This window comes from Flavobacterium sp. NPDC079362, assembly GCF_050267765.1.
Lineage (GTDB): Bacteria > Bacteroidota > Bacteroidia > Flavobacteriales > Flavobacteriaceae > Flavobacterium > Flavobacterium azizsancarii.
In genome coordinates, this window is sequence record NZ_JBNNFM010000029.1 from 1 (window position 1) to 12,628 (window position 12,628).

General features: G+C 33.8%; 13 protein-coding genes. 7 read left to right on the plus strand and 6 right to left on the minus strand.

What is annotated here, in order from left to right; translation table 11 throughout:
- Positions 1-159: 159 nt before the first annotated feature.
- Positions 160-549, minus strand: a complete 390-nt coding sequence (locus ACQKCJ_RS19565; protein ID WP_271337446.1) for a RidA family protein — start codon at positions 547-549, stop codon at positions 160-162.
- Positions 550-702: 153 nt separating this feature from the next.
- Here ACQKCJ_RS19565 and ACQKCJ_RS19570 point away from each other — a divergent pair, with 153 nt between their 5' ends.
- The 7 genes from ACQKCJ_RS19570 (at position 703) to ACQKCJ_RS19600 (ending at position 7,194) form a co-directional block, all read left to right on the plus strand.
- Positions 703-1,581, plus strand: coding sequence for a helix-turn-helix domain-containing protein (locus ACQKCJ_RS19570; protein ID WP_427402747.1), 879 nt, complete (start codon positions 703-705; stop codon positions 1,579-1,581).
- A gap of 309 nt (positions 1,582-1,890) precedes the next feature.
- Positions 1,891-2,658 carry a ParA family protein gene (locus ACQKCJ_RS19575; protein WP_213306802.1) on the plus strand — a complete coding sequence of 256 codons (768 nt, stop codon included), beginning with the start codon at positions 1,891-1,893 and terminating at the stop codon, positions 2,656-2,658.
- A 5-nt stretch (positions 2,659-2,663) separates the two neighbouring features.
- On the plus strand, positions 2,664-3,566 hold the full coding sequence (locus ACQKCJ_RS19580) for a ParB/RepB/Spo0J family partition protein (protein WP_271337444.1): 903 nt from the start codon (positions 2,664-2,666) through the stop codon (positions 3,564-3,566).
- Positions 3,566-4,126 (plus strand): DUF5683 domain-containing protein, encoded by a 561-nt coding sequence (locus ACQKCJ_RS19585; RefSeq protein WP_271337443.1) that lies wholly within the window; start codon positions 3,566-3,568, stop codon positions 4,124-4,126. The genes ACQKCJ_RS19580 and ACQKCJ_RS19585 overlap by 1 nt, the downstream gene beginning before the upstream one ends.
- 36 nt (positions 4,127-4,162) lie before the next feature.
- A complete protein-coding gene (gene dapB / locus ACQKCJ_RS19590) occupies positions 4,163-4,864 on the plus strand; it encodes a 4-hydroxy-tetrahydrodipicolinate reductase (protein ID WP_427402748.1) in 702 nt (233 codons plus the stop codon).
- 63 nt (positions 4,865-4,927) lie between these two features.
- On the plus strand, positions 4,928-6,484 hold the full coding sequence (gene lepB, locus ACQKCJ_RS19595; protein ID WP_427402749.1) for a signal peptidase I: 1,557 nt from the start codon (positions 4,928-4,930) through the stop codon (positions 6,482-6,484).
- A 95-nt stretch (positions 6,485-6,579) separates the two neighbouring features.
- Entirely contained in the window at positions 6,580-7,194 is a 615-nt protein-coding gene (locus tag ACQKCJ_RS19600) for a WbqC family protein (RefSeq protein ID WP_271337440.1), read from the plus strand.
- Between the two features lie 34 nt (positions 7,195-7,228).
- Here ACQKCJ_RS19600 and ACQKCJ_RS19605 read toward each other — a convergent pair whose 3' ends face one another.
- The 5 genes from ACQKCJ_RS19605 to ribH all read right to left on the minus strand — a co-directional run bounded on the left by ACQKCJ_RS19605 (position 7,229) and on the right by ribH (position 12,607).
- Complete coding sequence (locus tag ACQKCJ_RS19605; protein WP_427402750.1) at positions 7,229-8,275, minus strand: endonuclease/exonuclease/phosphatase family protein; 1,047 nt, start codon at positions 8,273-8,275, stop codon at positions 7,229-7,231.
- Positions 8,276-8,293: 18 nt separating this feature from the next.
- Positions 8,294-9,157: a rhomboid family intramembrane serine protease gene (locus ACQKCJ_RS19610; protein WP_271337439.1), complete on the minus strand. Its 864-nt coding sequence runs from the start codon at positions 9,155-9,157 to the stop codon at positions 8,294-8,296.
- Positions 9,158-9,201: 44 nt separating this feature from the next.
- Positions 9,202-9,951: a rhomboid family intramembrane serine protease gene (locus ACQKCJ_RS19615; protein WP_427402751.1), complete on the minus strand. Its 750-nt coding sequence runs from the start codon at positions 9,949-9,951 to the stop codon at positions 9,202-9,204.
- Positions 9,948-11,870 (minus strand): DNA mismatch repair endonuclease MutL, encoded by a 1,923-nt coding sequence (mutL, locus tag ACQKCJ_RS19620; RefSeq protein ID WP_271337437.1) that lies wholly within the window; start codon positions 11,868-11,870, stop codon positions 9,948-9,950. Before mutL ends, ACQKCJ_RS19615 begins: the two co-directional genes overlap by 4 nt.
- Positions 11,871-12,034: 164 nt before the next feature.
- Positions 12,035-12,607, minus strand: a complete 573-nt coding sequence (gene ribH, locus ACQKCJ_RS19625) for a 6,7-dimethyl-8-ribityllumazine synthase (RefSeq protein WP_427402752.1) — start codon at positions 12,605-12,607, stop codon at positions 12,035-12,037.
- Between the last annotated feature and the right edge of the window lie 21 nt (positions 12,608-12,628).

Consider the following 12,628-nt stretch of genomic DNA (forward strand, 5'->3'; position numbering starts at 1 on the left):
GATGGACACCCTTGCATTCAGCTAACACTTCCCACTGTAAAGGCGTGTTCGGGACTTACACCCTAGAGTTATCGCCCATGCTGGGCACACAACAAGAAGAGCCGCAGGTAAAAATCCTGCGGCTCAACAATATTATTTTGAAAAGACTTTTTGTTAATTTCACAACATTGCAACAGCTTCTATTTCAACAAAAACATCGTTTCTAAACAATCCTTTAACCTCTACAAGTGTACTTGTTGGCGGCATATCAAGATTAATAAACTGGTCTCTTGCCTCTCTGTATCCTGCGATTTGCGAAATATCGGTTATAAAAATTCCCAGTTTTACAATATCATTTAGAGTAGCTCCGCATGTTTCTAAAATGCTTTTGATATTTTCAAAAATTTGAATTGATTGTGTCGCTACATCATTACCAACTAATTCGCCTTGCTTGTTAAGTGGAATTTGCCCGGAAAGGATAATCATTTTCTGGTTTTCAAATGGAATTACAACTGCCTGAGATAATCCTTTAATCTCAAATACTTTTTCTGAATTTTTAAATTTTGACATTTTTTATAAATTAGTTTTTACAAAGATCTATTACATTCTTTATTTCGATTTTTCTTAAAACGCCTTACTACATGACTATTCGTGTCAATCTAAGTTATTTGTATTTACAAAAATTAATAGTAAGAATATTTATACATTCACAAAAAAAATATTATGAACGTTATAAAACAAACAGGAGACCAAGATTCATATCCGGGAACACATATTATTATAACATCAGATAAAATTGGTAAAACAGAAATTTGTCGACCACAGCATAAGACACCATTTCATAAACAGAATTTATTGAAAGATCATTTTTTGTTATTTGCAATAGAAGGATCAAATGAATTGCAGATTGGCAATCAACTTTATTCAGTGAAAAAAGGTGAAATGTTACTAATAAAAAAGGCCACTTATGTTGAAATTCTAAAAACTGGAGATGCATTAAATGATTTCATGTACGAAAGTGTGTCTTTTTCCTTAAAGAAAGATATCATTATTGATTTTATTAAATTGATAGAAATGGATCATTATTCAGAAGTAGAAAATTATGACAAAGCAATAATTCATCCGTATGGAGAACGTTTAAAATCATTCCTGACTTCATTGAAACCCTATTTTGATGACAACGAAACTATAAAAACAGGATTGTTTAAACTAAAAATTTTAGAATTACTTTATGATCTTTCACAAGCTAATCCAACGTTTTTAAATCAGTTAATAAATATCGATCGCAATGAAACCAGAGATTTGTTAAAAACGATAGAACAACATTATCTACAGCCTTATTCTCTACAGGAACTGGCCTACATATCCGGAAGAAGCTTATCAACTTTTCGTCGGGAATTTGAGTCTTTGTTTCATATAACTCCTGCAAAATGGATTCAGGAAAAACGATTATATAAAGCAAAGGAACTATTTCTTACTACGCAATTGACAATTGCAGATGTATGTTACGAAGTGGGTTACGAGAACGTTTCTCATTTTTCTCGTTTGTATAAAAGTCATTTTGGATATAATCCTAGTGAAACTAAAAAACAGACAAGTTAAAAAACATTTCAAAAAATAATAGATTGAAAACTAGACAATTTCGCAAAAATCCAAAAAATCAATAAGTAAATCAAAATTTAACACCAAAAAATTTATTTTCTGAACCTAAACGTCATATCAACCCTTTTAAATGAAAAACAATAATAAAACAGAAAGAAATTTCGGCACTAATTTTCGTAACAAGAAGAAATAAAATTCAACAAAACACGTACCATACCACGATTAATCGAAGTTTCTTAAATGTTAACAAAATAGATTTTCAGAAACCATAAATAATTGTATTTTTACGGTTCAAAATTCAGAAAATAAATGGGCAAAATCATTGCGATTGCTAATCAAAAAGGAGGCGTTGGAAAAACTACTACATCAGTAAATCTTGCGGCCTCATTGGGTGTTTTAGAAAAAAAAGTATTATTGATTGATGCTGATCCTCAAGCCAATGCTACATCTGGCCTTGGGATTGATGTAGAATCTGTTGAGATTGGTACCTACCAGATACTTGAACACAGCAACACCCCAAAAGAAACCATTATAAAATGTTCAGCTGTAAATGTTGATGTGATCCCGGCTCACATTGATCTTGTTGCCATCGAAATCGAATTGGTTGACAAAGAAAACAGAGAATATATGCTTAAAAAAGCGTTAGAAAGTGTAAAAGACGAATATGATTATATCATTATCGACTGTGCACCTTCATTGGGTTTACTAACTTTGAATGCCTTAACAGCAGCTGACTCAGTAGTAATTCCAATTCAATGTGAATATTTTGCACTTGAAGGATTAGGAAAATTATTGAATACCATAAAAAGTATTCAAAAAATACACAACCCGGACCTTGATATCGAAGGATTGTTACTAACGATGTACGATTCAAGATTACGTTTATCAAATCAGGTTGTAGAAGAGGTTCAAAAACACTTCAACGATATGGTTTTTGATACCGTTATCCAGCGAAATGTAAAATTAAGCGAGGCTCCAAGTTTTGGCGAAAGCATCATAAACTATGACGCAACAAGCAAAGGAGCGGTTAATTATATTAATTTAGCGCAAGAAATTATAAAGAAAAACAGCAAATAGTTTTTATGACAAAAGCAATTAAAAAACAAGCCTTAGGACGAGGATTATCAGCATTATTAAAAGATCCGGAAAACGACATTACATCAGTAGAAGACAAAAATGCTGACAAAGTTGTTGGAAACATCATTGAGCTTGAAATAAGTGCTATCGAAATAAATCCGTTTCAGCCAAGAAGTAATTTTAATGAAGAGTCGTTACGAGAATTAGCGACTTCTATTAAAGAACTTGGTGTGATTCAACCTATTACTGTTCGAAAATTAGACTTCAACAAATACCAATTAATTTCTGGAGAGCGTCGTTTACGCGCTTCAACATTAGTAGGCCTGACTCATGTTCCTGCATATATTCGTATTGCAAATGACAACGAATCATTAGTTATGGCTTTGGTTGAAAATATTCAGCGCCATGACTTAGACCCAATTGAGATCGCACTTTCGTACCAACGTTTGATTGATGAAATTCAATTAACACAGGAACAAATGAGCGAGCGTGTTGGAAAAAAACGTTCTACAATTGCCAATTATTTACGTCTTTTAAAACTTGACCCAATTATTCAAACGGGTATTCGTGATGGTTTTATCAGCATGGGACACGGTAGAGCAATTATCAACATTGAAGATTTAGACATTCAGACTGATATCTATCAAAAAATAGTCAGCCAAAACTTATCTGTTCGTGAAACAGAAAGTCTGGTAAAAAATTATCATGAAAGCCTGAAACCAAAACCGGAAGGAAAAGCCAGGGCAGAATCGACTTTTGAAATTCTCGAAGAGAAAAAAAGTGTCTTTAATGATTATTTTGGTGCGAAAGTTGATGTAAAAGTTGCCGGCAACGGAAAAGGAAAAATTACAATTCCTTTTAATTCTGAAGCCGACTTTAATAGAATTATAAAATTAATAAACGGATAGTGAATAAGATTGTCCCCATAAGTCTATTGTTCTTTTTCATAGGAACCGTTTCTCTTTTTGCCCAGGTAAAAAAAGAAACGGTTTTAGCTGTTAAAGACACTAGCAAGTTACAAGAAATAGACCCGCTTACACCGGCAAAAGCAGCCTTTTACTCGGCTATATTACCCGGTTTAGGTCAGGCGTACAACAAAAAATACTGGAAAATTCCTTTAGTTTACGGAGCAATTGGTACCAGTTTATATTTTTATCTTGATAACAATAAAAAATACCACGATTATCGCGATGCCTATAAACGAAGATTAGAAGGTTATAACGACGATAACTATCAGTTTCTGGATGAAAGCAGGCTTGTTGCAGGTCAAAAATTCTATCAGCGAAACAGAGACTTATCAGCTTTATTTGTTGTAGCTTTTTATGCCTTAAACATTATAGATGCCAATGTTGATGCTGCTCTGATTCAGTTCAACGTAAGCGAGCGACTATCAATGACTCCGGAGGTATACCCCAACGATATAACTTTCAGACCAAACGTTGGATTAACTTTTAATTACCACTTTTAAATAGCTTGTGTTATTTAAACTCAAAAAATATATAAAATGAAAATTGCGCTTTTAGGATACGGAAAAATGGGTAAAGTAATCGAACGAATTGCTTTAGAAAGAGGTCATGAAATTGTTTTAAAGAAAGATGAATTCAACACATACGACGGACTTTCTTTGGCTGACGTTGCAATCGACTTTAGTGTTCCAACTGCTGCAGTAAGCAACATCTCAAGCTGTTTTAACAACAATGTACCTGTAGTTTCAGGAACAACAGGGTGGTTAGAGCATTTTGACGAAATGACTGCACTTTGCAATGAAAAACAAGGTGGTTTTATATCAAGTTCAAATTTTAGTTTAGGAGTTAATATTTTCTTTGAACTAAATGAATATCTGGCTAAAATCATGTCACAATTTGATTCTTATAAAGTGACTATGGAAGAAATTCATCATACTCAAAAATTAGATGCCCCAAGCGGAACAGCTATTTCTTTGGCAAAAGGTGTTATCGAAAATAGTAACTATGCAAATTGGACTTTAGACCAGGCTCAATCAAATGAAATTCATATCGAAGCTAAAAGAATTGGTGATGTTCCGGGAACTCACACCGTAACTTATGACTCAATTGTAGACAGCATCGAATTAAAACATACTGCACATAACCGCGAAGGTTTTGCTCTGGGCGCTGTAATTGCCGCTGAATGGCTTGCCGGTAAAAAAGGTATCTACAGCATGAAAGATGTATTAAACTTAAAATAACAGATTGAAATTTTAAGGCCGAAACTAAAAAGCCTTAAAACTCGAAACTTTAAACAAAATATTATGACTCTATATCTTTGGTTTGTATTTTTCTTAGCTGTACAGGTAATTCACTTTCTGGGAACCTGGAAATTATATCAGGCAGCCGGAAGAAAAAGTTGGGAAGCTGCGATTCCGGTTTACAACTCCATAATTTTAATGAAAATAATCAGTCGACCAACCTGGTGGACTATATTACTTTTTATTCCTATTATTAACTTGATTATGTTTCCTGTAATTTGGGTAGAAACATTAAGAACCTTTGGCAAAAAATCTACGTTAGATACATTATTAGGAATTTTTACTTTTGGTTTTTATATCTATTATGTCAATTATACCCAAAAATTAGAGTATAATGCCAATAGAGAATTAAGACCTCAAAACAAAACTGCAGATACTATAAGTTCATTACTTTTTGCTATTATCGTAGCAACATTAGTACACACGTATGTAGTACAACCTTATACAATTCCGACTTCATCATTAGAAAAATCATTATTAGTTGGTGACTTTTTGTTTGTAAGCAAAGTCAATTATGGTCCTCGTGTACCTATGACTACCGTAGCATTACCTATGGTTCACGACACAATACCATTCTTAAAAAGAAAATCATACTTAAGCTGGCCACAATTACCTTATTTCAGATTACCTGCGATAGAAAAGATAAAAAGATCAGACATTGTTGTTTTTAACTGGCCAGTTGATACCGTTCATTATTTTTATGAGCCAAAGGGAAGACCGGGAATTATAAAACCTATTGATAAAAAATCAAATTACGTAAAAAGATGTGTTGGTATTCCTGGTGACAGTTTATCAATTGTAGACGGTTTTGTTTTTATCAACGGAAAAAAATTAGTTTTACCGGAACGTGCTAAACCTCAATACTCTTATATTGTTGCATTTGACGGAAAAACAGCTGTTGACTTACAATCTCTAGTAAAAGAATTAGACATCACTGATGGAGGTTATTTTAAAAATGAGCAAACAAGAGATACAATTTACTTCACGGCTTTAACAGAAGCAAGTGCAGAACGCTTTAAAAACACTCCTGGTGTGAGCGGCGTAATTAGACAAATTGACAGAGGAAATGATAATGCGATATTCCCTCATATCAACAAATGGAGCCAGGATAATTTTGGACCAATTTACATCCCTCAAGCTGGAAAAACAGTTGCATTAACAAATGAATCTTTGCCATTTTACAAAGAGATCATTACAAAATACGAAGGAAACACTTTGCAGTTAGACGGTTCACATTTTTTAATAAACGGAAAACAGGCTACTACATACACCTTTAAACAAGATTATTACTGGATGATGGGAGACAACCGTCATAACTCTGAAGACAGCCGTTATTGGGGATATGTTCCTGCAGATCATATTGTAGGGAAACCAGTTTTTATCTGGATGAGCTGGGACACGAACGGAAAAGGAATAAACAAAGTTCGCTGGGACAGGGTTTTTACCACTGTTGACGGCGAAGGACAACCACAATCTTACTTTAAATACTTCCTTATTATTCTTGCCGCTTATTTTATTGGTGACTATTTCTGGAGAAAAAGAAAAGAAAACAAAGCATAAAAAAAATAGTTATTTTTGTTTCAGGTTTCAAGTTTCAGGTTCTTTGCGAACATGAAACTTGAAACCTGAAACTTTTAAAGCAAAATTAGAAAAAAATGAACTCCTTATTACTTCCTACCTATTTTCCGTCAATTAGCCACTTTGCAGTTATGGCTCAATCTGAAAATGTCACTTTTGAGATGGAAGATAATTTTCAGAAACAAACCAACAGAAACCGAACTTATATCTACAGTCCAAACGGAATTCAGCTACTGAATATCCCCGTTAAGCATTCAAAAACATTACATCAAAAAACAAAAGATGTTTTGATTGAGAATGAATTCGACTGGCAGAAACAACATTTTAAATCATTAGAAGCCGGCTATAGAAGTTCTCCATTTTTTGAGTTTTTTGAGGATGACATTCGTCCAATTTTCGAAAAACAACATAATTTTCTAATGGATTTAAATATGGAAGTTTTAGATGTCGTAACCAAATGTTTACGAATGAAACTAGAATTTTCGAAATCGACAGAATATTTTCATGAAGCGGAAAACATAACTGATTTCAGATTTTTAGCAAACGGAAAAAAAGACCCTAATACATTCGAGAAATACACTCAGGTTTTTGATGACAAACACGGATTTATTAATAACTTAAGCGTTCTGGACTTGCTTTTTAATGAAGGTAAATTTGCGATGGATTATTTAAAGACGCAAAAAATATTATAAACTAACTTTTGGAATTTGGATTTTTAAAAAAACTTTATTCCATAGAAAGCCTTGCCATTATAGGATAATGATCTGAATTTTCGAAATCCGGAAAACTTTCAAATTGCTTCACTTTCATTTTACTGTCTGTAAAAATATAGTCAATTCTTGCAGGATAGTAGCGGAACTTATAAGTCGCCCCAAAACCTTCGCCTGCTTCCTCAAAAGCATCCTTTTGCTTCCCTTTTATACTTCGATAAACGTATGAGAAAGGGCTGTTATTCATGTCTCCACAAATAATAAACGGCGTTGTGCATTTTTTAATATTTTCTTTAAAAATCTCCGCCTGTTCTTGTTGCTGCCTAAACCCCTTGCTAATTCGGGTATAAATAAGCTGTGATTTTTCCTGATTTACATTATCAATATCATTTGAGATATCACTCACATCCGGTGAGATTTTAATCGATTGCAAATGCATATTGTAAACCCTGATTACATCTTTGCCACGTTTTATATCTGCATAAACGACATTATTATCAGATTTAGGAAAAATAATATTCCCCTCATTTATAATTGGAAATTTAGAAAAAATGGCTTGTCCGGTTTTAATCTGGTTACCATCAATAAAAATATATCGATGAGGATAGACTTTCAGATCTATATGAGCTGAATTTGAATATTCCTGAATACAGAGAATGTCCGGATCTTTTTCGTCGATAAAAGCTTTTATATTAGACGGAATATCGTCCCGGTCCAACCATTTAAAAACATTAAAAAGACGCACATTATAACTCATTACAGAGAAATCTTTTTCGTCTTTGACATATTCTTTGGCAGAAAATTTATAAAACTTACTTATAAATGTTATTCCGGTCAACAGAACCAAACCAGACAATATAAGACGCTTTTTAAACTGAATCGCCCAATAAATAAAGAACAACCCATTCAGCACAAAAAAAACAGGCATAAAGAGCGTTAGCACCGATAAAAGCGGAAAACTCTTAGGCGCCAGAAAAGGTAAAATATAAATACTAAAAGTCACTACAGTTAGTACTATATTCAAAAAGAACATTATTTTATTAAACCACGAAAGGTTTTTCATATTTTTTTGCTAAAAGGATTATTTTCCAGCTTTAAATAAAAACTCTTTTTCTTCTTTTGTAAGACAATCGTAACCGGATTGGCTAATCTTGTCTAAAATTTCATCAATTTGTTGTTGCGTTTTATCTTTTGTAACAATTCTCGATGTAACTTTTTCAGTAGGTTTTTTATAATTCTTATGAACTTTTGTAAAAGGGGTCGTAGGGGATTTTTTGAATAGATTGGTAAAAAAATCTAAAGTTCTCGAAACTATTACACTTAGATCTGTACCATTTTGAAGCAATTTAATAAATACAAAACCAAAAAGAGCTCCAGCCAAATGCGATATATGTCCGCCAGTATTATCTAAACGAAACTGCATTAAATCAAGAACAAGAATTACAGCTGTAATATGCCAAAGCTTAACATTACCAATAAGTAATAAACGTACGCCCATCAAGGGCTGATAAGTTGTTACAGCAACTAAAATTGCCATTATCGCAGCCGAAGCCCCAACAATAATACCCGGCATGCCTAAAAAGTAAAAACTTAAAGAGAAGATAACACCAGAGAAAATAGCACCTAAAATATACAAACCTAAATATTGCTTCTGAGTAAAAAAGGTCAGGAATAAATTGCTTGCAAAATTCAAAACCATCATATTAAACAACAAATGAAAAAATGACGAATGAAAAAATGCGTATGTCAAAAATGTCCATGGCTTAAACATAAACACATTTGGATCTGACGATAATGCCAACCAATTTGGATAGGCAAAACCACCACCGGAATACTGATAAAAGAACACTAATGAGATCGCAAAACAGGCAACGTTCCAGTAAATAACACGCATTGCTATACCGCCTAATTTGTACTGTAGCTTTAAATCATCAAGAATATTCATAATAGTTTCTTTTGGTTTTTATTTTTGGATATTAAAATTAAAAATTAATTCCAACGATTACTATTAAACTGATTCTTTTTCCAGTACCACATAATCAAAAATCCAGTCAAAGCTCCACCAACATGTGCAAAATGAGCAATTCCGGTACCGCCGTTTCCAAATAAAGAATTCCCTTGAAATCCTAAAAACAAATCTACCGCCAAAATAGCCGGAACAAAATATTTAGCCTTAATTGGAATTGGAATAAACATTAATGCCAGCTCAGCATTAGGAAACATAAAAGCAAAGGCTGTTAACAAACCGTAAATAGCACCTGACGCACCAACAACTGTCCCGATGTAAGCACTTGTAAAACTATTAAATTGAGAAACCGAAACTAAATCCTGCCATCTCGTATCTATTTTTCCCTGACTCAATAATTTCATTATCTCGTCTTTCTGATATCCATTTGCCATCAGAGTACTTAATGTATCCTGAAAAGAATAATAATTTACAGCAGTATGTAATAATGCAGAACCCAAACCACAAGAAATATAAAAAAACAAGAATTTTTTACCTCCCCAGAAATGTTCTAATGCTGATCCAAAAGAAACCATTGCAAACATATTGAAAGCAATATGCATAATACCACCATGCATAAACATATGCGTGATTGGCTGCCATGCCCTGAAACTTGGATTTTCAGGAAAAAACATAGCAAAATACTCATACGATACTGGCACTAATTGCGAACCAATAAAAAAGATGATATTGATTATCAATAATTGTTTTACAACGGGAGTCATATTCATCATAAGGCAAACTTTTTATCTATATCTTCAACACGCATCGTGATGAAAGTAGGTTTTTGAAAAGGTGAAATATTTGGATCTTTACAAGCAAACAAACCGTTTACTAAATTATCTTGTTCCTTCTCGGTTAAATAAGATCCTGTTTTAACCGCTAAGCTTTTTGCCATCGATTTTGCGATAGTATCATTCTGACTGTAACTGCTTGCCGGAATTCCGTCCTGCAAATCACTTAATAATTGTTCAATTACCAGAGAAACTTCACTCTCTGTAATATTTACCGGAATTCCAGAAATAACTACGTGATCTGTTTGTGCTTTTTCAAAAACAAAACCTGTTGTTTCCAGAGACGGTTTCAATTCTTCTATTAATGTCATTTCATCAGATGAATAAAACAAATTCAACGGAAACAACAATTGTTGACTTGAAGCCTGATTCACGGTCATATTCAATAAAAACTGCTCGTACAAAATACGCTGATGCGCTCGTTGCTGATCAACGATTACCATTCCTGATTTTATAGGCGAAACAATATATTTTTTATGAATTTGATATATTCCCTGACTCGCCTGCTCAATCTCATTATCATTGAACAATGACGAAGTTACTTCTTCATTTTCGAATGTAAAAGGCGAACTTTCTATGGTATCGGTTTCTAAACCTACATATAAACTTTCCCAGGTTGCTGTAGGTTCAACTCTTTTATTATATCCTGGATAGGAGCCTGAACCCGAACCCGATCCGGAACTAAAACCTGAGCCTCCTCCAGAACTTGACCCCGAAGACGATTTAGAATAATGCTGATTGGTTTTATCATCCGTAAACGGATTAAAAGTTCCATCAACCTGAATTGTTGGTGTTTCTCCCTCCAAATCTTTATAGTGATATGGCGTATCTAAATTAGCATCCCTGTCAAAATCAAGAACAGGAGCTACATTAAACTGCCCTAAACTGTGTTTGATAGAAGCTCTTAAAATAGCATACAAAGCCTGTTCATCATCAAACTTAATTTCAGTTTTAGTAGGATGAATATTGATATCTATCGTATTTGGCGGAACTTGCAAATACAAGAAATAGCTTGGCTGTGAACCGTCTTTCAAAAGTCCGTCATAAGCAGCCATTACTGCGTGATGCAGATAACCACTTTTTATGAAACGATCGTTTACAAAAAAGAACTGCTCTCCCCTGCTTTTCTTCGCAAATTCAGGCTTACAAACAAATCCCTGAACATTTATAATCTCAGTATCTTCGTTAACAGGCACTAATTTTTCATTGGTTTTACCGGACATAATCCCAACAATACGCTGACGGGAACCTGCCGCTGGCAAATTATACATTTCGCTGCCATTGTGATAAAACGTAAAATGAATGTTTGGATGCGCCAAAGCTACACGTTGAAATTCATCCATAACATGGCGAAATTCGACGGTATCTGACTTTAAGAAATTACGACGCGCCGGAATATTAAAAAATAGATTTTTAACGGCAAATGACGTTCCTTTTGGCAAAACCGCCACTTCCTGCGAGATGAATTTACTTCCTTCGATTATAATATGGGTTCCCAATTCTTCCTGATCTTGCTTGGTTTTCATTTCCATGTGCGCAATTGCAGCTATAGAAGCCAATGCCTCACCACGAAAACCTTTGGTATGCAATGAAAATAAATCCTCGGCCTTACGAATTTTAGAAGTCGCATGACGTTCGAAACACAAACGAGCATCAGTTACACTCATTCCTAAACCATTGTCAATAACCTGAACTAATGATTTCCCAGCATCTTTAATGATCAATTTAATATCTGTTGCTTTAGCATCAACAGCGTTTTCTAACAGTTCTTTTACGACTGAAGCAGGTCTTTGTACCACTTCTCCAGCGGCAATTTGGTTAGCAACATGATCAGGAAGTAATTGAATTATACTCGACATTAAGAAAAAATAATTAAAAGGTTAAGGTTTAAATTTTCAAACCAAGAAGTACAAATTTAATGAATTTCTCTTGGCTTTCAGAATAAGTGTCATCATAAAAAAAACAAAAAACCTATACTATTTATACACAGTATAGGTTTTAGTAATTTTAAAACAAATGTGTTTTATTCTTTATCAATTTTTATTGGAGTTTCTTCGATTTGAATCGCTCCCGAAGACAACAAAGGCTGATTAAAAGGATGCGACATCGAAGCTTGCTGACGGATATACGCCATTTTGATAGCAGCGATTGCAGCTTCAGTTCCTTTGTTTCCGTGAATTCCTCCACTTCTGTCAATTGACTGTTGTATATTATTATCTGTCAGAACGCAAAAAATAACCGGGATGTCAGTTTGAACATTCAAATCTTTAATTCCCTGCGTTACGCCTTCGCACACAAAATCAAAATGTTTGGTCTGTCCCTGAATTACACATCCAATTACAATTACCGCATCAACATTTTGTGTCTGCAACATTTTTTTTGCACCATAAATTAACTCAAAACTCCCCGGAACATTCCAACGGATAATTTGTTGAGCAGGAACTTCATTATCAATTAAGGCATCAAAAGCCCCATTATAAAGTCCTTCAGTTATAATTTCGTTCCACTCAGAAACAACAATCCCAAATCGAAAATCTTTCGCATTTGGGATCGTGTTTTTATCGTATTCTGATAAATTTTTATTTTCGGTAGCCATCTTTATATTTTAGATTTTTAA